21 protein-coding genes and 1 riboswitch are annotated in these 23,313 nt (G+C 58.3%); of the genes, 10 read left to right on the plus strand and 11 right to left on the minus strand.

The window, feature by feature from the left end:
* Window positions 1–11: 11 nt before the first annotated feature.
* The 4 genes from thiM to IE151_RS05870 all read right to left on the minus strand — a co-directional run bounded on the left by thiM (window position 12) and on the right by IE151_RS05870 (window position 3,503).
* On the minus strand, window positions 12–815 hold the full coding sequence (gene thiM, locus IE151_RS05855; RefSeq protein ID WP_189488858.1) for a hydroxyethylthiazole kinase: 804 nt from the start codon (window positions 813–815) through the stop codon (window positions 12–14).
* The gene (locus IE151_RS05860; RefSeq protein WP_382344890.1) at window positions 812–1,579 is read right to left on the minus strand and encodes an ABC transporter permease; all 768 of its coding nucleotides are present in this window, start codon (window positions 1,577–1,579) and stop codon (window positions 812–814) included. Before IE151_RS05860 ends, thiM begins: the two co-directional genes overlap by 4 nt.
* Window positions 1,580–1,673: 94 nt before the next feature.
* Window positions 1,674–1,781, minus strand: a riboswitch (TPP riboswitch).
* Window positions 1,782–1,827: 46 nt separating this feature from the next.
* Window positions 1,828–2,397, minus strand: a complete 570-nt coding sequence (locus IE151_RS05865) for a GDYXXLXY domain-containing protein (protein ID WP_189488859.1) — start codon at window positions 2,395–2,397, stop codon at window positions 1,828–1,830.
* Window positions 2,394–3,503 (minus strand): DUF2157 domain-containing protein, encoded by a 1,110-nt coding sequence (locus IE151_RS05870; protein ID WP_189488860.1) that lies wholly within the window; start codon window positions 3,501–3,503, stop codon window positions 2,394–2,396. Before IE151_RS05870 ends, IE151_RS05865 begins: the two co-directional genes overlap by 4 nt.
* A gap of 159 nt (window positions 3,504–3,662) precedes the next feature.
* Here IE151_RS05870 and IE151_RS17705 point away from each other — a divergent pair, with 159 nt between their 5' ends.
* Window positions 3,663–4,394 carry an META domain-containing protein gene (locus tag IE151_RS17705; RefSeq protein WP_244636621.1) on the plus strand — a complete coding sequence of 244 codons (732 nt, stop codon included), beginning with the start codon at window positions 3,663–3,665 and terminating at the stop codon, window positions 4,392–4,394.
* On the opposite strand, the gene proC is transcribed toward IE151_RS17705, so the two are convergent.
* The 3 genes from proC to IE151_RS05890 are packed head-to-tail and all read right to left on the minus strand — an operon-like array spanning window position 4,395 to window position 7,525.
* On the minus strand, window positions 4,395–5,207 hold the full coding sequence (gene proC, locus IE151_RS05880) for a pyrroline-5-carboxylate reductase (RefSeq protein WP_189488861.1): 813 nt from the start codon (window positions 5,205–5,207) through the stop codon (window positions 4,395–4,397). It abuts the gene before it with no gap.
* A 34-nt stretch (window positions 5,208–5,241) separates the two neighbouring features.
* Window positions 5,242–6,564, minus strand: a complete 1,323-nt coding sequence (locus tag IE151_RS05885; protein WP_189488863.1) for an O-antigen ligase family protein — start codon at window positions 6,562–6,564, stop codon at window positions 5,242–5,244.
* Window positions 6,533–7,525 (minus strand): glycosyltransferase family 2 protein, encoded by a 993-nt coding sequence (locus IE151_RS05890; RefSeq protein WP_189488865.1) that lies wholly within the window; start codon window positions 7,523–7,525, stop codon window positions 6,533–6,535. The genes IE151_RS05885 and IE151_RS05890 overlap by 32 nt, the downstream gene beginning before the upstream one ends.
* Before the next feature lie 146 nt (window positions 7,526–7,671).
* Here IE151_RS05890 and IE151_RS05895 point away from each other — a divergent pair, with 146 nt between their 5' ends.
* Genes IE151_RS05895 through IE151_RS05910 form a run of 4 tightly spaced genes read left to right on the plus strand, consistent with a single transcriptional unit; the run spans window position 7,672 to window position 11,477 of the window.
* On the plus strand, window positions 7,672–8,844 hold the full coding sequence (locus tag IE151_RS05895) for a glycosyltransferase (protein WP_189488867.1): 1,173 nt from the start codon (window positions 7,672–7,674) through the stop codon (window positions 8,842–8,844).
* The gene (locus IE151_RS05900) at window positions 8,841–9,611 is read left to right on the plus strand and encodes a WecB/TagA/CpsF family glycosyltransferase (protein WP_189488869.1); all 771 of its coding nucleotides are present in this window, start codon (window positions 8,841–8,843) and stop codon (window positions 9,609–9,611) included. Before IE151_RS05895 ends, IE151_RS05900 begins: the two co-directional genes overlap by 4 nt.
* On the plus strand, window positions 9,611–10,486 hold the full coding sequence (locus tag IE151_RS05905; protein WP_244636622.1) for a DUF6492 family protein: 876 nt from the start codon (window positions 9,611–9,613) through the stop codon (window positions 10,484–10,486). The genes IE151_RS05900 and IE151_RS05905 overlap by 1 nt, the downstream gene beginning before the upstream one ends.
* Before the next feature lie 34 nt (window positions 10,487–10,520).
* Window positions 10,521–11,477, plus strand: a complete 957-nt coding sequence (locus tag IE151_RS05910) for an omptin family outer membrane protease (RefSeq protein WP_189488872.1) — start codon at window positions 10,521–10,523, stop codon at window positions 11,475–11,477.
* A 9-nt stretch (window positions 11,478–11,486) separates the two neighbouring features.
* On the opposite strand, the gene IE151_RS05915 is transcribed toward IE151_RS05910, so the two are convergent.
* Entirely contained in the window at window positions 11,487–12,746 is a 1,260-nt protein-coding gene (locus tag IE151_RS05915) for a lipopolysaccharide biosynthesis protein (protein WP_189488874.1), read from the minus strand.
* A gap of 200 nt (window positions 12,747–12,946) precedes the next feature.
* On the opposite strand from IE151_RS05915, the gene IE151_RS05920 reads away from it, so the two are divergent.
* The 3 genes from IE151_RS05920 (at window position 12,947) to IE151_RS05930 (ending at window position 16,702) form a co-directional block, all read left to right on the plus strand.
* The gene (locus IE151_RS05920) at window positions 12,947–14,989 is read left to right on the plus strand and encodes a GumC family protein (protein WP_189488876.1); all 2,043 of its coding nucleotides are present in this window, start codon (window positions 12,947–12,949) and stop codon (window positions 14,987–14,989) included.
* A 97-nt stretch (window positions 14,990–15,086) separates the two neighbouring features.
* On the plus strand, window positions 15,087–15,995 hold the full coding sequence (gene folD, locus IE151_RS05925; RefSeq protein WP_189488878.1) for a bifunctional methylenetetrahydrofolate dehydrogenase/methenyltetrahydrofolate cyclohydrolase FolD: 909 nt from the start codon (window positions 15,087–15,089) through the stop codon (window positions 15,993–15,995).
* Between the two features lie 179 nt (window positions 15,996–16,174).
* Window positions 16,175–16,702 (plus strand): PAS domain-containing protein, encoded by a 528-nt coding sequence (locus IE151_RS05930; RefSeq protein WP_189488880.1) that lies wholly within the window; start codon window positions 16,175–16,177, stop codon window positions 16,700–16,702.
* 47 nt (window positions 16,703–16,749) lie between these two features.
* On the opposite strand, the gene edd is transcribed toward IE151_RS05930, so the two are convergent.
* Genes edd through zwf form a run of 3 tightly spaced genes read right to left on the minus strand, consistent with a single transcriptional unit; the run spans window position 16,750 to window position 20,814 of the window.
* On the minus strand, window positions 16,750–18,573 hold the full coding sequence (edd, locus tag IE151_RS05935) for a phosphogluconate dehydratase (protein ID WP_189488882.1): 1,824 nt from the start codon (window positions 18,571–18,573) through the stop codon (window positions 16,750–16,752).
* A 52-nt stretch (window positions 18,574–18,625) separates the two neighbouring features.
* Entirely contained in the window at window positions 18,626–19,339 is a 714-nt protein-coding gene (pgl, locus tag IE151_RS05940; RefSeq protein WP_189489064.1) for a 6-phosphogluconolactonase, read from the minus strand.
* 2 nt (window positions 19,340–19,341) lie between these two features.
* Window positions 19,342–20,814 (minus strand): glucose-6-phosphate dehydrogenase, encoded by a 1,473-nt coding sequence (gene zwf, locus IE151_RS05945; RefSeq protein ID WP_189488884.1) that lies wholly within the window; start codon window positions 20,812–20,814, stop codon window positions 19,342–19,344.
* Between the two features lie 191 nt (window positions 20,815–21,005).
* Between zwf and IE151_RS05950 the strand changes: the two genes are divergently transcribed.
* Entirely contained in the window at window positions 21,006–22,481 is a 1,476-nt protein-coding gene (locus tag IE151_RS05950) for an aldehyde dehydrogenase family protein (protein WP_189488885.1), read from the plus strand.
* Window positions 22,482–22,559: 78 nt separating this feature from the next.
* The gene (locus IE151_RS05955) at window positions 22,560–23,309 is read left to right on the plus strand and encodes an SDR family oxidoreductase (protein ID WP_189488887.1); all 750 of its coding nucleotides are present in this window, start codon (window positions 22,560–22,562) and stop codon (window positions 23,307–23,309) included.
* The last annotated feature ends 4 nt before the right edge of the window (window positions 23,310–23,313 follow it).

Genomic DNA, 23,313 nt, shown 5'->3' on the forward strand with positions numbered 1-23,313 from the left:
GAGGAGGGTGATCATGAGGACGCGATCCTCTGGGCAGGAGCCGAGCTGTCGAGTGTCGAAAGCGCGTCAAGAAAGGCGATGGCGAATGTGCCCGCGCCTTCGGCTCGTTCAGCCGCTTTCTCGCCAGCCTCGGCAAAACAGGCGAGCGCTGCGATCGCAGCGCAAAAGAAGTTCTTCTCAGCTATTGCTGCGAATGCCGCCGTGGTTGCCGAAAGGGAACAGCCGAGCGCAGTTACCGATGGCATCCATGCGCTGCCGCCGATGATAATGGCCTCGCGTTTTCCATCGGTCACGAAGTCGTGTTCGCCGCTGACCGAAATGACGGTGCAATACCGGCGTGCCAATGTCCGCGCGGCTTCCTTGGCCTGCTCCACGCTGTCACCGGAGTCGACACCGCGACCACCCCCGCTCGCCCCGGCGAGGGCGATGATCTCTGAGGCATTGCCGCGTATGATCGTCGGCGCGAGCGTCATCAACTGCGCGGTAGCTTCACGGCGATAGGCTGTCGCAAAATGTGCGACGGGATCGAACACCCAGGGTTTGCCGGCTGCGTTCGCCGCCTTCGCAGCAACTGACATGCCGTTAAACCAATGCGGCGAGACGGTGCCGATATTGACGAGCAGCGCGTCGGCTATGGAGGCAAACTCTCCCGCTTCCTCCGGCGCGTGGATCATGGCTGGAGAAGCGCCGATCGCCAAAAGCACATTGGCGGAAATATTCATTGCCACATAATTCGTGATGCAGTGAACGAGCGGTTTTCGATCACGCATCCTTGAGACGAGGGCGGAAACATTGTCGCGTGTTTGGTTCGTCATGGTTTTGCCTGTTGCTGGAAGCCATTCTCTCTCGCCCATGGCACGAGGAGAGGGCTGAGAAGATCGATGGCTGCACGTAAAGCCAATGTGAGAAAGGCCAGAATGGCCAGCCCTGCGAAGACATCCGCGGTCTGCATGCGGGCATTGGCCTGGAGCATGATAAAACCCAGGCCACCGGATGCACCGACCCATTCGCCGACGATGGCGCCGAGCGGGGCAAGAGGGGCTGCAACGCGCAGGCCGGAGACGAGTCCCGGCAAGGCCAGCGGCAGCCGCACGCGCCAGAGGATCTGGCGATGTGTGCCGTCCGTGAGGGCGCAAAAATCGAGCAGGTCGCGGTCGGTACGGCGAATGCCATCAGCAAAGGCCGAAGCAACGGGAAAGAAGATGATGAGCGATGTCATCACGACCTTGGACGTCGTGCCGAAGCCGAACCAGAGAACCAGGAGCGGCGCTATGGCGAAAACCGGCAGTGCCTGTGCCACCAGGACCAGCGGCCAGACAAGTCGTCCGGTGCGTGGAAAGGAGGCGACGCCGATAGCGGTCACGACGCCCGCAATCGTCCCGAAAAAGAGGCCCAGGCCGATCTCCTGTAATGTAATCAGCGTATGTTTGAGGAAATGGTCTGGCTTTGCAGCGAGTGTCTCGAAGACGGTGGCGGGCGCTGGGAAAATATAGGATGGAGGGGCCAGAAGCACGATAGCCACCTGCCAGAGCAGGAGAATGACGAGCGGTGCGGCAGCTGCCGTCAGCACCGTCGATATCCTGCCTTCGCTTTCGCCCACGCGCTTGTACAAGCTCGGTACCCCGTTTGCGACACGGGCCTGGCAGCGTTGAGAAATGGGGAGTTGCGCGTGAAGACGATGCGCTTTCCGTTCCTACGCCGGCATGACCCGGATCAGGTTCAAGGGTTCGGCAAGAGCCATCTCAGCGCTTCGCTCTGGAAGCACACCCCTCGGATGGGGCGCACCATAATATGAAAAGCCGGCTTGTCAATCGGGCTTGGAAGGCGTCAGTACAGGGGCTCTTCGAAGATCGTTTTGCTGTCGATGCGCAGCGCCTTGATCTGCGCCTTGCCGCCATTGGAAACAGCGATGACAGCGTCGACGCGCTGCTCACGCTGCGCATGTTCGATGGCGAGCCCCTTGCCCTCGGGAACGTAGTAGCGCTCGATGCCGTAGTTGATCAGCAGCGTTGTGCTGCCGATTGATCGCGCAGTGCCAAGGAGCATGATCTCGCCTTCCCGCGGCATTGCAGTGCTGTCGAAGCTGGCGCGGGTGAAGGATGCCACGCCGTCGCTTCCGGTCTGCACGAAGACGCGAACGGGTTGATTGCGGCGGGTATTTTCCTTGCTGCCTTCAACGCGCGAAAGCTCGATGCGGGTAATGTCGTAGCCGAGCGTCACATAATCGCCGCGCAAAAGATCTCGCGGATCGACGGGCGCGGTTTGCAGGACAATTTCTGCGCCGTTGCGGAGAACGTCGGCGCGCTGCTGGATCGAAGCGAGCAGAAAACCCGATTGGAACATTGCCATGATGCCAGCGATGACGAAGAGTCCCGTACGCTTTTGGTGGAGGATCATGCTGCATCTCCGGCGGCTGGTTTAGCCAGGCGTTTTTCAAGCCGCAGCACAAGTGCGCCCAGCGCCAGCACGATGATGCCAAGGCCGAAGAATAGGCCGGAAGTGGAAAGAAGCGTACCGATCGTTTCAAGCGCGAGTATCAGCACTTCGATGGAGAAGGCGAGATAGGCGACGCGTCGCGCAAACGCGTTGCGCATGCCTGAAAGGACGATCGCGCCGACGGCAATTGCAATGATGGCGATGCCAAATATCATCAGGCTGTCATTGCGCTCGATCAGATTTTCGAATTGCAGCGTGCCGATCGATGCGAGGAGCAGGAACAGACCATAGGCTCCGATCGGTTCGGAAAAGCGCGTCCGGCGTTCAACGATGGCAGGGAAGAACGCATCGGCCAGATAGAAGACAAGGCCAAGCGCGCCCGAAACAAAGAGGACAGAAACCCGGTCGAGATCGAAATAAAGGACGAGGAAGTAGCAGATGCCGAGCAGGAAGGCGAGATGCGCCGCGAGGCGGCTTCCCGCCCACCACCCGGCAAAGCCGCAAAGGGCGATCAGGAGCGGCGTGATCCAGATGTAATTGTTGCCAGCGAGGTTTGAATCCAGCACAGCCGTATACAGATAGAAGGCGGCGATGGCACTTGCCGCACCAGCCTGCAGAGAAGACCGCAGAATGAGGCTGGAGACGAAAACGCCCGAAAACCAGATGAGAATGGCGGAGATCGTATCTCCGGAAATGTGATACATCTGACCGATAAGCGCTATGCCCGCCCCGAAGGAAACACCGGCAACGAGATAGAAAACTTCCGCCAGCGGTTTGCTACCCTTGTTTTGCAGCCATGCGCCGCCGAGATAGCCGCCCCAGATCAGGGACAGGATAAGGCCGACGCGCATGAGGCGCGGGATTGCTTCCCAATTGGCGGCGATCAGCGTAATGATCGCCGCACTAATCAGGACGCCGCCGAGGCTGGCGAGCAATGCGCCGAGCCCGAAGCTCTTTTGCTCCTGCGCCTCTTCGCGCAACGCCCGCGCCATACCGGCATCGATTAGATTCTTCTTTTCCCAACGGTCGATATGGGCGTGCACAGATGTGTAAAAGCGCAGGTTCATGCTGCCATTTGTACCGTTGCGTCCGGTGAAACCGCAAGTGGAGATGCAACCAGCCCGACCCGCGGGGCGTTTTCCAACCCGGGCGGATGAGAAAGAGGCTCCCAAACCATCTGCGTTCGGGGCATCCTCCCAATGTTGATTCTGCTAAGGAGAATGCCGTTGCGCAACCAAACGTTTGTATCCATCGCCTTTCTGTCTGCCGCTATGCTGGCATCGACGGCCGGTTCCGCCTGGGCGATCTCCACGCAAACGGCCACCCCTACCGGGAGTTGGACCCTTGCGGAGATTGATGGCGAGGAAGTGCAGGCCGAGCGTGTGCCGACGCTCGATATCGTGGACACCGGCGATGTCAGCGGTGTGGGCGGCTGCAATCGCTTCGCCGGCAAGGCAGAAATCCGCGACGACGAGATGAGTTTCGGCGCGCTGGCTTCGACCAAGATGGCTTGTGACGAGACCGCGATGCAGCTGGAGCAAGTCTACCTCAAGGCGTTCGAAACGGTCGCCAGCTGGAAGCTGGAAGAAGACCAGTCGAAGCTGATCCTTGCCGATACGCAAGGCCAGCCGGTTCTGGTATTCGGTCGCACGACGAAGGGCGCGGCGATCACCATCGACATCCCGGACGCGACAGAGCAGGCGCAGTCGCAATCGTCGACCTATGACTGCAATGGTACGCAGGTGGAGGTTACCTATATTAATGCAGGCTCGGTTTCACTGGCGACACTGACTATCGGCAATGAATTCGTTGTCGCCGCCAACGTCATCACCGGCTCCGGAGCGCGCTATGCGGGCGATCGTTTCATCTGGCACGCGAAGGGCGGCGCCGATGCTACTCTTGAGGATTTGACGAAGGGCGAAGATGCCGCCCCCGTCGCCTGTGTCGTCGCCGGCTGATTATTTGCCAAGCTCGACAGCCCGGTCACGCGCGGCGGTAACTGCGCGCGTGACGAGCTTTGTCATCGCATCACCTTCCATCAGAACAGCAAGTGCGGCGGCAGTCGTGCCATTCGGGCTAGTCACCTGCTTGCGCAGTTCGGTGGGACTGTTTTCGCTCTCCATTGCGAGGCAGGCAGAGCCATAGATTGTCTGCTTGGCCAGCAGCAGGGCGGTATCTTCCTCGAAACCGACTGCCTTGGCAGCCTCGGTCAATGCTTCGATGAAATGGAAGACATAGCCTGGGCCGGAGCCGGAAATGGCGGTGATGGCGTCGATCTGCTCTTCGCGCTCGACATGCACGACATCGCCACTTGTAACAAGCAGCTGATCGACGAACTGCATCGTTTCGTCCGAAACGCGCTCATTGGCGAAGACGCCAAGCATGCCTTCGCCAATAGCGGAAGGTGTGTTCGGCATTACGCGGATCACCGGCGAAGGACCGGTGTGACCTTCGATGGTGGCAATCGAGGTTCCGGCAGCGACCGAAAGGAAGGTCGTCTCGGCCGCGCCGAAGCGTTTATAATCGGGAAGAATATCGTTCATCATCTGTGGCTTGATGGCCAGCACGATGATCTGCGGCTTGAGATCGTCACCGAGATCGGCAGCCGATGAGACGGCCGCGCAACCATGTTCTTCGACGCGGTCCCGTAGCGCTTCCGCCGGTTCCACGACGACCACCTGTTCAGGCTTCAATATCTCAGCGCCAAGCCAGCCCTCCAGCATCGCATAGCCCATATGCCCCGCACCGACGAGGATGATCTCGTTGCTCATATTCTTCTCCTTCGATCTTGTAGGCCTGCTTCTATCAGTTGCGGAGCCTGGAGGCCATGGGGACACGTGCGACCAGACGCAATCCGAAGGTCGCGAAGATGAAGAAAAGCCAGACCGGGTCGGCGCGCCGGAAAAAGAAGGATTCCAGCAAGGCATTGAGCAGGGCGAAAAGCACGATCATCATGAAGAGGTCGGCAAGATAGATGTTCTCGCGATAACGCGGGGTGCGCAGATAATCGTGCAGGGGGGCTGCAACGAACACGACAAGCGAGACGAAAAGCGCGGGGAGGCCCATGGTTACAGCGATATCCATATAGCCATTATGCCCATGGACGATGCCGCGAATGTCCCATGCCCAGTCAAAATGCCGATCGGCAAGATAGACGATTGGGGTGCGCCAGAAACTTTCGAAGCCATAGCCGGTCCAGGGACGCTGGAGGACATGCTCACCGGAAAACGCCCAAAGGGTGACACGCCCCGTATAGGTCAGATCGGGCAGAAACTGTGCGGCAAGATCATGCAGAGCCGGGATGAAGACGATGCCGAGCGTCGCCAGCGCAGACAAGGCGAGCGTTGTTGCAATGATCGCCACGGCAAGCGCACGCATGCCCAGAACGTTTGGCAGTGCGACCAGGATCATGACGAGCGGCACGAGGCCCATCGTCGTTTTTGACCCGGTATGGGATATGAACAAGAGGGAGAGGATGAGAATGATGCTGCCACGCCAGAGCCAACCCCGTCTCATCAGATAGACGCCGACGAAGGCAAAGAAACTCATCACCGGTCCGGCAATGTTCTTGTGGCTGAACAGACCGCGCCAAAGGCCTTCGTGCTGAGGCTCGTAAGTGTCTCCCAGGTGGATTGCTGCATAGGGAAAAAGGACCAGGCCGATATAGGAGAGGCCGAGAACCGAAAATGCGCTGATACTGAGAAGGGTCGCGAAACCGTTTCCGTCTTCCAGCAGGGATACGGCCGTCATCATGATAATGATGGCGATCACGGTGAAGATCGCCGAGCGCATCGCGCCGGCCGGATCGATCGCCTGCGTGACGGAGATCAGCACGAACGCGATCGCGACAATCCACCAGGGACTGATGATGACGCGCAGAGCGTTGCGATTGGCGAGCGTCATCAAGGCAAAGATGGAGAGCGCGCCAAGCCCGCCATAGCCGAGTTGGTTCATGATATCGCCGCCCTGCACGGCAGGATCGCCGCCCGCGGGCTGGAATGGGCGAACGGAGATGAGCGCAACGGTGAATAGTACCGTCGCGACGACGAGAGCGATGCGTGCGAGCGTCGCATCGCTCAGAGGGGGGCGGCCCGCGTTAATTCTTCTCGGCTTGGCGATACTGTTCATTTATGTATCCGAATTCGGCGGCCAGCCGCCCGAATGCTACGTAAACCGGGTAAAGCCCGACAGACAGCGAACCTGTTTTTACGAGATCCACAAGGCCGCGCAATGGTGAGGCCACGAGAAGAGCCAGACTTTTCGCGATTGTCTTTATCCGACCGAGCGGGTCGCCGGCGCGCTTCTTGCGCTCTACCAGCGTCGAGATCACGCCGTTGCGAATGGCACGCGACCTGATCCAGTCGGGTTTGGTGCGGCGGGCCGGAACGGTTTCGAAGACAGGCGCTTCCGCACACCATCCGAGGCGATATCCCTGTTCGGCCGAACGGCTGAGGAAGTCGGAATCGCCCCCACCAAGAAAGTTGAAGCGCAGATCGAGATGCGGCGGCCCCATTGCTTCCAGCACGTCACGTGCAATCAGCAGATTACCAGAGGAGTAAAGCGCCTTGACACGGCCGCTCTTTCTGTAGGGCGGATGGAACACTGGATGGCTTTCGAGACGCTGAAAGCCGGAGACGGCGAACATTGGAACTTGTGGCCCGCCGACAATATCGCTGGTCTGCTCTTCCGCGGCTGAGCACATGCGCTCGATCCAATGCGGGTCGGCGATCTCGTCATCGTCGATGATGAGCAGATAGGAGAATGTTGGAAAGCGCTGCAGCGCGGTGATGAAGCCTGCATTATAGGCGCTGCAATTGCCGCGATCATGCGCGATGATCAGCATGCCCGAAAGCGTATCGGCGGTAAAAAGCTTCGTGACCGCCTCGGCCCCTTCGCGTTTCTCCGCGTCGTTTTCCATGACGATCACCGCAAAGATGCGCTGCGTCTGCTGCAGAATCAGCGAATCCAACGTCTTGCGCAGATGACCCGGGCGGCGGAACGTCGGCAGGATCACGATGACTTCCGTCATCGTCGGTTTTAAGCCCGGCGATTGTGCGAGAAGAGTGATATTGTCGGGAAGTGAAACCATGAAAGCAGCCGCTAATCTGTTTTGCGTGATATTTGCCGCTTCCCTTTAAGGACGCGTTAAATATCATCACAAATCGGTGCGCTTTCCAAAGCTGTTGCGCGTATAAGAAGCGGCAGCAAGGGCATCGGCTATTGACGGGAGAGGGCATGCATCTGGTTTTCGCAACGTCGCTGGTGCCGCATGAAACCGCGACCAGTGGCTACGAAATAGCCAACCAGGCGATTATCGACGGTTTACGCCGGCTTGGTTGCCGTGTGACTGTTCTGGGCTATGGCTGGCCCGGCCATGCGATTGAAAATCCCGATGAGACGGTCCTGCTTGGGGAACTGGAGCTTCGCACGCATGTTGCCGGACCCAGGGAAAAGCTCAAATGGCTGTTCACCGCGCTGGCCAAAGGCCTAACGTTTTCCTCGGCGAAGCTGCAATTGCGCTCGCTGGATAAAGTCCGCGAAGCGCTCGACAAGATCGGACCCTTCGACGGCTTCATCGCCAATGCGGCGCAATTCGCAGGTGCTTACGAAGGATTATTTGCTGGCAAGCCCACAATTTTCGTTGCGCATAATGTCGAGCATATCTCAGCGCAGCAGAACGCCGACGCGGCAAAAAGCATCCTTGAACAGATACTCTATCGTCGGGAGGCGCGACTGCTGAAAGCGCTGGAAGAACGCCTTTGTGCCAATGCGGACTTCGTATTTACCTTGGCGGAAGAAGATCGTGCCGAGCTAGGCGTCGATAGCCCGGCCCGGTCGATTACGTTGCCTCTGGTGGTCGGGCGGCAAGCCCCGGCCAGCCGCGGAGCGGCCGAGATTATCCGCGATGTCGGGCTGATCGGCACGTGGACGTGGCAACCCAACCGTATCGGTCTCGAATGGTTTTTAAATCATGTCGTGCCCTTGCTCGATAAATCTGTGCGGGTGGAAATTGCCGGAACACCGCCACATGATCTCGTGACTGCTCATCCCCGTGTGAAATTCATCGGTCGTGTGCCGGATGCAACGCAATTCGTGACGTCGTCGCGTCTCATGGCCCTGACAAGCCGGGTCGGCACGGGCGTGCAACTGAAAACCATCGAAACCTTCGAGCTGGGCGTGCCGGCAGTGGCGACGCCGAGTTCTCTGCGCGGCATTTCCTATCTCCCCGGCAACTGTCGGGTAGCCGATGATGCCAAATCCTTTGCCGCCGCAATAGGCGCGATGATGGGAGACGCGCCACGTGCCGACGGCAGTACCTTCTACGAAAGTCAGCGCGATGCACTTGATCGGGCATTGCTGCTTGGACTCGACGTGGCGTCAGAGCAGCGAGGCGGAGGGCTGGAATGACCACGCCGGACAGTTTCGAGACAGTCGATATCCTTGGCGTTAGGGTGATCGATGCTAGTCAGGCTGAGATGATTATGCATCTCTCCGAGGTGGTTGCCAGACGGGCTCATCTCAAGCTTGCTTTCGCAAATGCGCACCTCGTGAATCAAGCAGCAGCGCGTCCCGATTTCCGGGGTGCGTTGAAGGCGTTCGACGTGGTGCCGGACGGTATTGGCGTGGATTTGGCGGCGCGACTGTTGAGAGGGCGGAACTTCCGCAACAATCTCAACGGCACCGACTTCGTGCCAGCCTTCCTGCAAGCGCATCAAACGTCCTTGCGTGTCGCGCTCCTGGGCGCGCAGCCGAATGTGCTGGAAACGGCTCATAGCAGGTTGAGCGAGCGGTTTCCGCAGCATAAATTCATCTCCATCAGCGATGGATATTTCACCGCCCCGGAGGAGGAGGTGATCCTCAAGCGTCTCGCGGTGCAAAAACCCGACATATTGATTGTCGCGATGGGCGTTCCCCGCCAGGAGATGTGGATTGCAAACAGGATCGACGTCACGCATGCCTGCGTGGCTATGGGAGTTGGAGCCCTGTTCGATTTTCTGTCGGAGAACGTGACGCGTGCGCCAGTATGGATGCGCAAGGCACGTCTCGAATGGGTCTATCGGCTCTATCTCGAGCCTAAGCGTCTCTGGCGCCGCTATATTCTTGGCAACCCTCTGTTTCTGGCGCGCGTTGCCAGGCAGCGGCTCGGCTTTCGCAGCGGCGTAGGAGACCCCTGATGGAACATAATTATGCTCTGATAACGCCGAGCTATCGTGGCGATTTGGAGCGATGCAGGATGCTGTGCGAAACAGTCGATCGTTTCATGAGCGGCCTGAGTACCCACTATATTCTCGTCGAAGGACGGGATGTAGCGATGTTCAAGGTGCTGGAAGGACCGCGTCGTATCATCGTGGACGAGCGCGATATCCTGCCGCGCTGGCTAGTCAATATCCCGGACCCTACAAATTGGGGAGAGCGCCGTCTTTGGATCAGCCCGTTCACCCTACCCCTGCGGGGCTGGCACGTGCAGCAGTTGCGCCGTATCGCGATCGCGCGACACGTACCGGAAGAGACGCTAGTCTACTGCGATTCCGATGTCGCTTTCGTCAGGCCGTTCGATTGCAGCACCTTTCATCATGACGGAGCGATCCGGCTGTTCCACAGACCTATGTCGGAACGGAAGCTGTCCGGCGATCATCCCGTCTGGTCGGTGAACGCAGCCAAGGTGCTTGGAATTACGCCGCCACATGTGTCTGCGCGGGATTATATCGCTACGCTGATCGCCTGGGACCGGCGGACCGTTCTCGACATGTGCGCGCAAATCGAAACAGTGCAAGGCAGCCATTGGGTCGCCGCTATTGGTAAGAAACGCAAGTTCTCCGAATGCATGATCTATGGCCGCTACGTCGATGATTCGCTGGGCGGCGAGGGCCATTTCTTGGACACGAATGATTTCTGCAAAGTCTACTGGAACGGACCCAAGCTGGATGAGCACGACTTGCGCGATTTTGTCGGTGATCTGAAGGAGCATCAGGTGGCTGTGGGCTTGCAGTCGTTCATCGGGCTGGATATAGGCATGGTCCGCAAGATTATTTTCGACTTTGCGACTTGAGAATTCATTTTTCCTTTTGATTTGAGTATCTTAAATGAAGACATTTTGTGTGGCCGCATTAGCGGGCATGGGGTGCGTTCTTGCGTCCACTGGACATGCTCGCGATCTTGATTGGGTAAGCGTCGACGGCGCGCTGAAGGTAAGCGGCGGCGTTGGGCTAACGTTTCTGCGGGCCGATGAACTCGTATGGGACGGCAATTCCAAGATCAGTCATTTGATATGGGAGACGACAACGCCCGTTCTCCTGGGGGATATCTCTTACCAGATTGCGCCTCGGTGGATTTTATCCATTTCGGGAACGTTCGCCGGCCGCGGCTTCGCTAGCGGCCAGATGGCGGATTATGACTGGAATAGAGAAATCGTAGAATATGAAGAGAAAGAAAGCTTTTCGAATTGGACGGATTGGTCTTTAGACCTGGCGAAGCTGCAACATTACGTGTCCGCGGACATGGCCTTAGGTTATGATTTGATACAGGAAAATAAGTCATATCAAGTCAATTTACGCGGCGGCTTCCAATATTCCGACGTCTACTGGAAATCATATGGCGGGCCCTACATTTACTCTGTAGATGATTTTCGCGACGATAGAGGGAGTTTTCCGGTTTCGCAGCTGGGCATCACCTATCGACAAAGACATCTCCAGGGATTTGTGGGAGCAACTTTCTCGCAGGAATTTGATTGCTGGTCATATTCGCTGTCAGGCCGGGCAGGTTTCACGCTCTTGAACAGAGATCATGACCATCACTTGCTTCGGGAGATGTACTTTAGCGGAAAAATGAAGACGGCGCCGACCTTGGGTTTGAAGGCCGAGGTTGGTTACCGCGTATCGAAGAAGACTACGCTTGTAGGACATGCATCATTCGACAAGGTTTTCGAAAGGCGCGGAGATGTAACTATCCCAAGTAATGAGATGAACTTGTTTTTACGCGATGGAGGCGGCGCGGCCTTTCAAGCCGCGACCATCGGGCTGAAGGCCAAATACGCATTCTGATCTTGCTTTTCAGATCTTCCGCGCCGGTCTGCGCATGGCGCTGTATGTGATCAACGCGGAAGTAAGGTAGAGCACGACAAAGACGGCGTTCAACCAGATGATAATCGGCTGCGGGTCAGTAAAGAGCGTCAGGAGCAGCCAGAGCATCCCGCCTTTCAAAATGGTAAGCAGCGCCAGATTTCCGACACGCAGCAGGGTCAGCCCGCGCGCAAAGAGCAGCTCGTTCTGATATTCGACGAGATTGCGCAGGCCAGGGATCAGCATGGCAAGCGCGATGAAGGGCGTGACCTCCGCGACTGTATTGCCAAGCAGGTTCGGTACGAACCAAAGCATGATTGCGAGCGTCAGGAGCGCAAGCGTCGATACGGCAAAGACACCGGTCTCGAGCGCGATCTTGACCTTGGACCGCGCCAGGAGCTGCGGCGCACGCATCAACTTCTGCACCAGCATCATGGAGAAGGCCCGGATCGGCAGGGCCGTCAGGTCAACCAGGCGCATGATGATGGCGTAGATGCCTGCAAGATGCGCGCCGCCCAGCGACAGCACCAGAAGCTTGTCGAGCTCTGCCTGGATATAGAAGAGCATTTCCGCACCGGCGACGTAAATTGAATCGACCAGCCTGCGCCAATAAAGAGCCGGATGCAGGCGCAGGCGCTGGCGCGGATAGTAGAAAATGACGGCGATGAGCAGTGAGGCGGCATTGGCTGCCAGATAAAACCAGATCCAGACGCCGAGACCGGAATAAGGTGTCAGCACAAAGATGACGGCGGCGAGTGCACGCAAGGCTGTGCCGAGGATCACCAGGAATGCAGCGCGCCCGAACTTCGCCTGCCCATTATTGACGATGATAACGACCTCGACCGGCCGCCACAGCAGTGCTTCAGCTACGATGATAAGGGCAAACGGCAAGAACGCCATCTCCCGCGAGAAGAACAACGCGTAGGTGATACCGCTTCCCAATGCAAGGAACGGCAATGAGGCGGCGGCGAGTAGCAAGAAGCCGGCGGTATAGGTGCCTATCAGTTTGGGCCGGACGGTGGCGGTGCGATATAGCGCCGAAATAAAGCCGAAGGACAGGATGCGCGAGAGCATGACCCCCGCAGCCGACGCGGTCGCGAAAAGGCCGAACTCGGCTATAGGCAAAGTATTGGCGAGCGCCATAAAATAGGCGAGCGAGAAGACCAGCCGCCCCGCCGAGCCGCTGATCGCGGAGGCATAATCGGCCAGAAGCCTGCGCTGGCTCGCAACGAGCGCCCGCAATCGCTGCATGAGGGTGTCCTTTCGAGGTGCAGAGGCTAAAGGCGAAACTTTAACGCACTGTAATTGAGCAGTGCGCGCAGTTTCTCTTGCTTGGCAAGCACTCACGCGAATTCTTATCCATAAAAGCCGTAAATTAACCTTTTGTTTTCCGCGAATGTTTAGCGTCACTTAATCAATAGTGATGCTTTTTCGAATAGTCTGGGTAACGGATGGCTGATCGCAGCGAATTTGGCAGCTATGCGCGGCCAGGGTCGATTCTCGACCTCGATCCGGCATTGAAAAAAAATGCAGCGCATACCCCGGCCGCTTCTGATGCGGATGTTGTAGCATCTTCGGACCTGACGGATGAGAAGCCTGAAACGACGAGGGATCTCGTCGCGCGCATACGGGCATCATCGAAGGAGCAGGTGGCCCCGACGGAAACTTTAGAAAAACGTCCAGGTTTGCTAAAGCGCTTTTTCACCCGTCGCGACGCTGGAGAGGAGGCTGCACCTGTTGCAACAGCGCCCGCCGCAGTCACAGCCCACCAGAGCGAACGCGAAATCACGCGGTTCGAGGTCCCGCGGGATCAATCGCGTCACGATCCGCAAGGGTGGAACCCATTAATTGACCCGGTAGACGTGGTCATGGGCGTTATCCGCTCGCCGCTGATCATCGCTTTGTTCACGATTCTGGGCGCGGTAGCCGGTGTGTTCATTGCGCTCTCTACGCCGAAACTCTACGAGTCGGTGACGGAATTGCTCGTCGATCCCCGCAATATCCTCATCGTTGAGCGCGACCTGACACAATCGCAACTGCCATCCGACGCCACTCTTGCCGTCGTGGAGAATCAGGTGCGGGTGTTGACCTCATCCATCGTGCTCAACAAGGTCGTAGATACCCTGTCGCTTGACGAGGACCCAGAGTTTAACGGCCGGGGCAGCAATAGCTTGTCGATACGCGGGCTGATCGAGGACCTGGTGTCCACGACCACCGGCCAAAGCAATGAAGACCGTCGACATGCGCTGGCGGTAGAAGGTCTTGCCAAGGCGATCAGCGTTGCACGCGGCGACCGTACCTTCGTTGTGACGATTAACGCAAGGACGCAGAATCCAGAGAAGTCTGCCCTGATTGCCAATACGATGGCGGAAGTATTTCTGGATACGACTGGTGAGCTGCAGCAAAGTACCGCACGACGTGCGAACCGTGAAATCGAGGCGCGCCTTGGTGAATTACGGCAGACGACGGAAGATGCCGAACGTGCGGTCGAGCAATACAAGGCCGCGAACGACCTTGTCGATGCGCAAGGCCGCCTGATTACCGATGATGAGATCGTGCGTCTGAACGAGCAGCTGACCAATGCGCGCGCCCGCGCGCTGGAATTGGCTGCCCGCGCTGAGAGCGCGCAAGGCGCCAGCATTGACGACGTTCTGGGAGGCACCTTGCCGGAGCAGGTTTCGTCAAATGTGCTGGGTGAATTGCGCGCGCAATATTCGTCTGTGCAGCAGGAAGTCGATCGTCTTGCGATCCGGCTGGGACCGCGCCATCCACAGCGGCAGGGTGCAGAGGCGCAGCTTGCCGGCATCCGGTCGCAAATCCAGAATGAACTTCGCCGCACGGCAGGAACGCTGAACATCGAAAGTCGACGCGCGCAGGCGCTGCAAGAGCAGTTGCAGGCCCGGCTCGATGAACTGAAAGAGCGTCAGACCCGTGTTTCCAGCGAGTTGGTGCACCTGCGTGAACTGGAGCGAGACGCGAGCGCCAAGAGGAGCGTCTACGAGGCGTATCTGTTGCGTTCGCGCGAGACGACCGAGCAGCAAGATCTGAATACGACGAATATCAGCATAATATCGCCAGCCTATCCACCGTTGCAGCCTACGGGACCATCGCGCTCCACCATCGCTGCTGCGCTGACCATGGTTGGACTTCTCGTCGGCATTGGCATCGGAATATTGCGTGGCGCATGGGCAAGCTTCCGCCGGCATCGCGACGGTCGGCCGGACCCGGGTGGTGGCGCGCGCGCGCGCCACGAGGAACGCGGTTCGGAAATGGCAGTTATCGGCGACGATAATCGGACCGCGATCATTCGCCGGGACCGGTCAGGGCCAGACGCCGCTCTGGAGAGGCGTGGCGATAGGAGCGAGTTCGCCGCCGCCGGCGATGAAACGGGTGAAGACGAGCGCATCGAAGAACTGCGTAGCCGGTTGCGCAATCTGCGAGAAGCGGTCGAGGATTATCGCGACAATGCCGACAGGGAGCGCTTTCGCCATTGATTTCATTGTAATGCGCCGACTAGCGCTTGCGGCATCGGAGTGCTAAGGCGCAACTTTGATATGATGCAAATGCCCCATTGCTCAGGATTAGAACACCATGACCCGGATCATCGATGGCAAGGCGGTTGCCGCTAACGTAGTCGAACAAGTGAAAGATCACACGGCACTTTTCAAACAGGACACGGATCGGGTGCCAGGCCTGGCAGTCGTCCTGGTCGGTGAAGATCCGGCGAGTCAGGTCTATATCGCCTCCAAGAGCAAGAAAGCCGAGGAATGCGGCTTTCATTCCGTGCAGCACACGCTCGACGCCGATACATCCCAAGATGATCTCCTGGTGCTTATCGAGACGCTGAATGCCGATGAAGCCATTGACGGTATTCTTGTACAGCTTCCGCTTCCCGAACAGATTGATGCCGGCAAGGTCATTCAGACGATTGCGCCGGAGAAGGATGTCGACGGCTTTCATTTCAGCAATGTCGGCAAGCTGACGACCGGAGAATTGGGCACAGGTTTCGTTCCGTGCACACCGGCCGGGTCCATGCTGCTGATTGAGATGATCCACGGCAAGGACCTCTCCGGTCTGGACGCTGTCGTTGTCGGCCGCTCCAACATTGTCGGCAAGCCGATGGCGAGTCTGCTGTTGGCGGCCAATGCGACAGTAACGATTGCGCATTCCAGGACGCGTGACCTGCCGGAGCTTTGCCGCACCGCCGACATACTCGTAGCAGCAGTCGGTCGTCCCCAAATGATCAAGGGCGAGTGGATCAAGGAAGGTGCGACCGTCATCGACGTTGGTATCAATCGCGTTCCCGCCCCCGAAAAAGGTGAAGGCAAAACGCGCCTCGTCGGCGACGTCGATTTCACTAGCGCAAAGGACGAGGCCGCAGCGATTACACCTGTTCCGGGTGGCGTTGGGCCAATGACAATTGCGCTTCTGATGGCAAACACGCTGCGCAGTGCGTATTTGCGCGCCGGCAAGGGTACACCGAATATAACCGTCGGTTGAGTTTCGTGTCTGCGTAACGTTAGTCACGCAACTTTAAAGACGTTGAGGCTGGATTTCCGTAAGGTAAGGTACGCGGGTGAGGAGACGCTCGGTACTAAAATAAATCAGTATAATTAGCCACATGCTGTTCGCTGTAGAGGGGATACAGTCAGATGTGGACGAAATCAGCCGGAGCAAACATGAGGACAGCGTTCAAGGAGCTAACGCAACTCCGCACCGCGGAACAATATTTGGAGCCTGGCTTCTTCAGCTGGGATCTAGCTCAAGGGAAGATCTACGCTGACGGGAATACGGCCGACATATTCGGTCATGATCTTTCACTATCGGCAAGCGGACTGTCTCTGGAGCACTATCTGGACCGGGTCCATCCCGAACACCGGGGCAGAATGGCTCGCTCCATTGCAGATACGCTGATGCACGGAGTGCCATATCACGAGACTTATCCAGTGCAGAGGGGCGACGATTTTTATCACGATGTTACGGTGATCGGCCGGTGTTTCAGAACAACCGAAGGTGTACCGTTGCATTGTTCCGGCGTTGTCATTCCCCACGCGGAAGACAGGAAGGATACTGACCAGATACTGGTACATTGTCTTGCCGTCTATGATCTGGCGATCACAAGCGGCAATGAACGATTGGCCAATCAGATGCTGGCCGTCTTGGCATCCGTCAACGATATGAGCGCAGCAACAGGCCGCCTGCAATAGCCGTATATGGAGGTGAGGGCCGCGGGGAGCGCCCCTCAATTATCTCATCACGCTGGCTCGAACGTATGCGCTCCCTGGTCGGCGCGTCCTGCCAGATGCCGGAAGCCGGCAAATAATTCGCGTCCCATGCCGAAAGTGTTCGCGGTCAGGTCGGCTTTTGCTAGCGGACGGGTAGCAAATTCTTCTGCCGGCACCAGAACCTCCAAAGTACCCTTTTCGGCGTCGAGCCGAACCATGTCACCATTCTGAATACGTCCGATAGCACCGCCTTCCGCGGCTTCCGGCGTAACATGGATGGCGGCCGGTACCTTGCCTGAAGCGCCCGACATGCGGCCATCGGTGACGAGTGCGACATGGAAACCGCGATCCTGCAGAATGCCGAGCTGCGGGGTTAGCTTGTGCAGTTCCGGCATGCCGTTGGCGGTCGGACCCTGGAAGCGCACGACGGCGACGAAGTCTCTCTCCAGTTCCTTGGCCTTGAATGCGACCTGCAATTCTTCCTGACTGTGGAAGATCCGGGCGGGAGCCTCGACAAAACGATGTTCCGGTTTCACGGCAGAAATCTTGATGACTGACTGCCCTATATTGCCTTCAAGCAGCTTGAGGCCTCCGTTGGGCTGGAACGGCTTGTCGAAGGTGGTGACGACCTTGTCGTTGCCGCTGACGGCGGGCGCAGCTTCGCGCACGACATTGCCGTCGCTACCGAGCTTTGCTTCGACAGTGTAGGAACGAAGTCCCTGGCCCCAACACGTCTGCACATCTTCATGCAGCAGACCGGCATCCAGCAATTCACGGATCATGAAGCCGAGTCCCCCAGCAGCGTGGAAATGGTTCACGTCGGCGAGGCCGTTCGGATAGACGCGGGCGAGCAGAGGCACGATTTCCGAGATGTCGGAGAAATCCTGCCAGGTGAGTTTGATACCCGCAACATTCGCCATGGCGATGATATGGATCGTGTGATTGGTCGAACCGCCGGTGGCGTTCAAGCCGACGATGCCGTTGACGAAGGAGCGTTCGTCGATCATGCGCCCGACCGGCGTATACTCATTGCCCTGTTGAGTAATGGCAAGCGCGCGCTTGGCAGCCTCGCGCGTCAGCGCGTCGCGCAGGGGAGTGCCGGGATTGACGAAGGACGCGCCCGGTATGTGCAGGCCCATGATTTCCATCAGCATCTGGTTCGAATTGGCCGTTCCGTAGAAGGTGCAGGTGCCGGGACCGTGATAGGACTTCGATTCAGATTCCAGCAGTTCCGCGCGACCCACCTTACCCTCGGCGTAGAGCTGGCGCGTCTTGGCCTTTTCGTCATTGGTGATTCCGCTGGTCATCGGGCCCGCCGGAATGAACACTGCCGGAATATGTCCGAAGGTGAGGGCACCGATGATGAGGCCCGGGACGATCTTATCGCAGACACCGAGATAGACTGCCGCATCGAACATGTTGTGCGACAGCCCGACTGCCGTTGAGAGCGCAATCACGTCGCGGGAGAAAAGCGACAACTCCATGCCGGCTTCGCCTTGCGTCACTCCATCACACATGGCTGGCACGCCAGAGGCGACCTGCGCCACGCCACCGACCTCGCGCGCCGCTTCCTTTATCAGGGCAGGGAAGGTCTCGAATGGCTGATGCGCCGAGAGCATGTCATTATAGGAGGTGATGATACCGAGATTGGGAACGGTGTCGCCGGAGAGCGCGGTCTTGTCATGCACAGAGCAGGCGGCAAATCCGTGTGCCAGATTGGAGCAGCCCAGCACCGCCCGGTTGACGCCTTTCCGTTCGGCCATCGCCAGACGTTCGAGATAGAGCTCGCGGCTCGGCTTCGAACGCTCGATGATGCGCTGGGTGATGGCGTGGAGTTCGTTGGCGACACTCATGGCTTTTCATCCTCATTTCGCAAATTTCCGACGGGCGGGGAGATTGCTTCCGTCAGGGAGCCCAATAGATATGGGGCGTCGTGGTAGCCGCGTCGAGGACGCGGCGGGTTGGTGTTCGGCTGAACTCGGGCCCGAGTTCGCCAAGCGTCTCCTCAAGTACGTCACGCTTGTTCTCGCCTTCGATGTGGAGGGCAAGGAAGGAGGCGGAAACGATAGCCGGAAGCGACAGCGTCAAACGCGGTTCCCCGGCACTCTGCGCCTGCACCGGAAGAACGCGCTCACTCGTGGACGGATCGAGGAGCATCTCCAGCGTGGTAGCATCGGGGAAGAAGGAAGCGGTGTGTCCATCCAGGCCCATACCGAGGACAACGACATCCAGGGGCCAATCAAACTTCCCAACTTCGCCACTCGAACGCGCAGCTGCTTCTTCGACGCGCGCCGTATCGTGGTAAAGCGGTACGAACCGAACCTCGGCAGCTGCGTTCTTCAGTAGCTTCTCTTTAACCAGCTTCGCGTTGGAACGCTCGTGGCTTTCCGGTACGAAGCGTTCATCGACGAGCGTTACCGTGATCTTCTGCCAATCAATTGCCGCGTATGACAGCTGCTCGAAGAACAAGGCGGGGGTCGATCCACCGGACACTGCCAGCGTCGCGCCGCCTCTGCTTTCGATCGCATTTTGCAGCCGCTCCGCCACGTCTGACGCGAGCCTTTCGGCTAGATGGTCGCGTTGTTCGTAAAGGTGCCAGTCGAGATCGGTTATGTTCATCGTCAAGTGCTCTCATGCCAGGTGCGGCCGTCGCGCTCTATCAGGGCGATCGAGCCGGATGGCCCCCAGGTACCCGAAGTGTAGCCCTGCACATCCTGGACGCCATCGGACCATCCGCCGAGGATAGGATCTACGAAGCGCCAGGCGGCCTCGACTTCGTCCCGGCGCATGAAGAGCGTCTGGTTTCCGCGTACCACGTCCATGATGAGACGTTCATAGGCATCGGGGTTGCGGACGTTGAAGGCTGAGGCAAAGCTCATATCGAGCGGCACGTGGCGCAGGCGCATGCCGCCCGGCCCCGGGTCCTTGATCATCAGCCATTGCTTGACGCCCTCGTCCGGTTGCAGCCGGATGACCAATTGGTTGGCGACGATTTCGCCCGCATTATCGGCAAAGATCGAGTGCGGCACATGCTTGAATTGAATGACGATCTCCGAAACGCGTGAAGCAAGGCGCTTGCCGGTGCGTAGATAGAAGGGCACGCCCGCCCAGCGCCAATTGGCAATCTCCGCCTTCAGCGCAACAAAGGTTTCTGTCGTGCTGGCATCGTCTTCCAGTTCTTCCAGATAGCCCTTCACCGGACCGGTCGGAGCGGCGCCTGCCCGATACTGGCCGCGCACGGTAAGCTTGGGAACGTCATTGCCCTGGATAGGCTTGAGCGAACGCAGAACCTTAAGCTTTTCGTCCCGCACCGCATCCGCGCTCATCGAGGCGGGCGGCTCCATGGCGACGAGGCAAAGCAGCTGCATTATATGATTCTGCACCATATCGCGCAGGGCGCCCGATTTGTCATAATAGCTGACGCGGCCTTCTAGTCCGACTGTTTCGGCCACGGTAATCTGCACGTGGTCAATATAAGTGGCATTCCACAACGGCTCGAAAAGCACGTTGGCAAAGCGCAACGCCATCAGATTCTGCACTGTTTCCTTGCCGAGATAGTGGTCGATGCGAAATATCTGCCGCTCGTTGAAGACCTTGCCGATCTCGTCGTTGAGGCTCATCGCCGATTCCAGATCGCGGCCGATCGGCTTCTCGACGATGATGCGGGTAGCGGGTGTAATCAGCTTGTTGGATTTCAGGTTGGTGGCAATGCTTCCAAACAGCGAAGGTGCCACCGCGAGATAGAAGGCGCGGATGCGTTTGGTTTCGCCCAGAGCCTTGCGAAGACCCGCAAAACCTTCGCCGGAAACGGCATCGATGGAAAGGTGCGTCAGTCGCTCCAGAAACGCCTTCAGTTCCTTGGCATCGACCTCTTCCTTCTTCACATGCTCCCTGATGGCGGCTTCCGCAAAGTTGCGATACTCCTTGTCGCTCATCTGCGTACGCGACGCGCCGATAATGCGCGTTGGCTCGGAGAATTGGCCGGCGACCTGGCGCTGGTAGAGTGCTGGAATGAGTTTGCGTTCAGCGAGATCGCCGGTGCCACCGAAAATGATGAAATCGAAAGGATCGACTGGAATTGTCTGGCTGGTCATTACCTACCCATCATATGAAGACCGCTAAGATTTTTCTCTATGCTAATCGGTTTAAAATTACCAGTGCCTGTCATTAGGTCAAGAAACAATCCGGCAGCAGCTTGACAGCGCCGCATGACAGGCCTTTGTCTCCATGCGACAATGACGCAATCTTACGATGGTTGCAAAACGAGTTTTGGGAGGGGTCATTCATGACATTGCATATTTCGCAGACAGTGGCGGAGGGCATCGCCTTCAACCAGCTGATCGACGGCAGGAGCGTTGAGGCTCTGTCCGGCAAGCGGATTGATGTGCTGTGTCCATCGGACGGCAAGGTTTTTGCTTCCATTCCACAAGCAGGCGCGGCTGATGTCGATCTTGCCGTAAAGGCTGCCCGCAAGGCGTTCGAGGACGGTCCGTGGAGCCGCATGCCTGCCGTCGAGCGCGGCCGGGCGCTGACGCGCCTTTCCTTCCTTATCGAAGGTGCAGGCGAGGAACTGGCGGCGCTGGAATCACGCGACACCGGAAAGCCGCTGCGCCAGGGTAAGGCGGACGTGACAGCGACGATGCGTTATTATGAATTTTATGGCGGTGCCGCCGACAAGATTCACGGCGACACGATTCCCTTCCTGGAGGGTTATACAGCTCTGACGCTGCGTGAACCGCACGGCGTCGTCGCCGGGATTATTCCCTGGAACTATCCGCTGCAGATCATGGCGCGTGTCGTGGGTGCAGCACTTGCTATGGGAAATACGCTGGTGATTAAGCCAGCGGAGGACGCGTCGCTGACGGCTATCCGTGTTGCCGAACTGGCGCTCGAAGCGGGCATTCCGGCAGGTGTTCTTAACGTCGTGACCGGTTATGGCGCAGAGGCGGGTGCAGCGCTTTCTGCTCATCCAGACGTTGATTACGTGACTTTCACCGGTTCGACAGGCACCGGAACTGCAATCCAGCAGGCGGCAGCCACACATAATCGAGGCGTGACGATGGAACTTGGCGGCAAGTCGCCGCAGATCGTCTTTGCAGACGCTGATATTGAGGCGGCACTGCCGGTTCTGGTCAATGCGATCATCCAGAATGGCGGCCAGACCTGCTCGGCGGGCAGCCGCATTCTCATAGAACGATCGATCTTCGATGCGGTCGCCAATGCGCTGGCTGACCGCTTCGCCAAGCTGACTGCGGATGCGCATTACGCCGATGGCGATCTGGGCCCGTTGATCAACGCCAAACAGGCGGATCGCGTCGCCGGGTTGGTCGCTGACGCAGAAGCCAATGGGGCGTCGGTCATCGCTCGCGGGTCAATTGCCGAAAGTGCACCGGAAGGCGGTTTTTATCACGCGCCGGTGCTGTTTGGTGCGCTTGACCCAAAGGCCGGCATTGCGCAGGCGGAAGTGTTCGGTCCGGTCCTGACCCTTTTTGCCTTTGGTGACGAGCAGGAAGCAGTTCGCCTGGCCAACGCCACCGATTACGGCCTCGTCGCCGGCGTATGGACGAGGGATGGCGCGCGTCAACATCGCGTCGCCAAGCGTGTTCGCGCCGGTCAGGTCTTCGTCAATGGCTACGGGGCGGGTGGAGGCATTGAATTGCCTTTCGGCGGGTTCAAGCGCTCAGGACATGGACGTGAGAAGGGCTTCGAGGCGCTCTATGACATGTCCGCTACCAAAACGGTTGTCTTCAAGCACGATTGATCGAGAAGCCAAGTGAGGCTCGGACGTGCCGCAGCTTTGCGGTACGCAGGAAACTGTTGAAAATCAGGGAGTGAGAATATGGGGCGTCTTGAGGGCAAGGTTGCCATCGTCACGGGTGCGGCATCGGGTTTCGGTGAGGGCATGGCCAAACGGTTCGCACAGGAAGGTGCGAAAGTCATCGTCGCGGACCTGAATGCTAAGGGCGCCGAACGCGTTGCCGGCGAAATCGGCGATGCTGCCGTCGCGGTCACCGTTGATGTTTCGCAGAAGAGCCAGATCGATGCCATGGTCGAAACGGCAATGGAGAAGTTCGGCCGCGTCGATGCGATGATCAATAATGCCGGCTATACCTACCCCAATGGTGACATGCTGGCGATCGATGAAACGACCTTCGATCTGATCTACGCCGTCAACATGAAGGCGATCTATTATGCAGCCCTTGCGGTTGCGCCAATCATGGAGAAACAGGGCGGTGGCTCGATTCTGACGACAGCCTCCACCGCGGGTCTGCGTCCTCGCCCGGGCCTGACCTGGTATAATGCCTCAAAGGGCTGGACGATTACCGCGACCAAGTCGATGGCCGTGGAACTGGCGCCGAAGAATATTCGCGTCAACTGCCTTTGCCCGGTAGCAGGCGAAACCGGCATGTTGTCGCAGTTCATGGGCGAGGATACCCCGGAAAAGCGTGCCCAGTTCCGCGCTTCGATTCCTTTGGGCCGTCTTTCCACCCCGCTCGACATCGCCAATGCCGCGCTCTGGCTGATTTCCAGCGAGGCCGAGTTCATCACCGGCGTCGCGCTGGAAGTCGATGGCGGGCGGTGTATCTGATTTG

Origin of the sequence: Limoniibacter endophyticus, assembly GCF_014652835.1 — a bacterium.
Classification (GTDB): Bacteria; Pseudomonadota; Alphaproteobacteria; order Rhizobiales; family Rhizobiaceae; genus Limoniibacter; species Limoniibacter endophyticus.

What these genes read in the sequence shown, in the direction of transcription:
- IE151_RS05865 (WP_189488859.1), bottom strand. Translation starts at nt 2,397, where the DNA reads ATGATCCTCCACCAAAAGCGTACGGGACTCTTCGTCATCGCTGGCATC.
- IE151_RS05900 (WP_189488869.1), top strand. Translation starts at nt 8,841, where the DNA reads ATGACCACGCCGGACAGTTTCGAGACAGTCGATATCCTTGGCGTTAGG.
- IE151_RS05905 (WP_244636622.1), top strand. Translation starts at nt 9,611, where the DNA reads ATGGAACATAATTATGCTCTGATAACGCCGAGCTATCGTGGCGATTTG.
- folD (WP_189488878.1), top strand. Translation starts at nt 15,087, where the DNA reads ATGACCCGGATCATCGATGGCAAGGCGGTTGCCGCTAACGTAGTCGAA.
- IE151_RS05885 (WP_189488863.1), bottom strand. Translation starts at nt 6,564, where the DNA reads ATGAACAGTATCGCCAAGCCGAGAAGAATTAACGCGGGCCGCCCCCCT.
- IE151_RS05950 (WP_189488885.1), top strand. Translation starts at nt 21,006, where the DNA reads ATGACATTGCATATTTCGCAGACAGTGGCGGAGGGCATCGCCTTCAAC.
- IE151_RS05930 (WP_189488880.1), top strand. Translation starts at nt 16,175, where the DNA reads ATGAGGACAGCGTTCAAGGAGCTAACGCAACTCCGCACCGCGGAACAA.
- IE151_RS05895 (WP_189488867.1), top strand. Translation starts at nt 7,672, where the DNA reads ATGCATCTGGTTTTCGCAACGTCGCTGGTGCCGCATGAAACCGCGACC.
- IE151_RS05870 (WP_189488860.1), bottom strand. Translation starts at nt 3,503, where the DNA reads ATGAACCTGCGCTTTTACACATCTGTGCACGCCCATATCGACCGTTGG.
- zwf (WP_189488884.1), bottom strand. Translation starts at nt 20,814, where the DNA reads ATGACCAGCCAGACAATTCCAGTCGATCCTTTCGATTTCATCATTTTC.
- proC (WP_189488861.1), bottom strand. Translation starts at nt 5,207, where the DNA reads ATGAGCAACGAGATCATCCTCGTCGGTGCGGGGCATATGGGCTATGCG.
- edd (WP_189488882.1), bottom strand. Translation starts at nt 18,573, where the DNA reads ATGAGTGTCGCCAACGAACTCCACGCCATCACCCAGCGCATCATCGAG.
- IE151_RS05920 (WP_189488876.1), top strand. Translation starts at nt 12,947, where the DNA reads ATGGCTGATCGCAGCGAATTTGGCAGCTATGCGCGGCCAGGGTCGATT.
- pgl (WP_189489064.1), bottom strand. Translation starts at nt 19,339, where the DNA reads ATGAACATAACCGATCTCGACTGGCACCTTTACGAACAACGCGACCAT.
- thiM (WP_189488858.1), bottom strand. Translation starts at nt 815, where the DNA reads ATGACGAACCAAACACGCGACAATGTTTCCGCCCTCGTCTCAAGGATG.
- IE151_RS05915 (WP_189488874.1), bottom strand. Translation starts at nt 12,746, where the DNA reads ATGCAGCGATTGCGGGCGCTCGTTGCGAGCCAGCGCAGGCTTCTGGCC.
- IE151_RS05910 (WP_189488872.1), top strand. Translation starts at nt 10,521, where the DNA reads ATGAAGACATTTTGTGTGGCCGCATTAGCGGGCATGGGGTGCGTTCTT.
- IE151_RS05890 (WP_189488865.1), bottom strand. Translation starts at nt 7,525, where the DNA reads ATGGTTTCACTTCCCGACAATATCACTCTTCTCGCACAATCGCCGGGC.
- IE151_RS05955 (WP_189488887.1), top strand. Translation starts at nt 22,560, where the DNA reads ATGGGGCGTCTTGAGGGCAAGGTTGCCATCGTCACGGGTGCGGCATCG.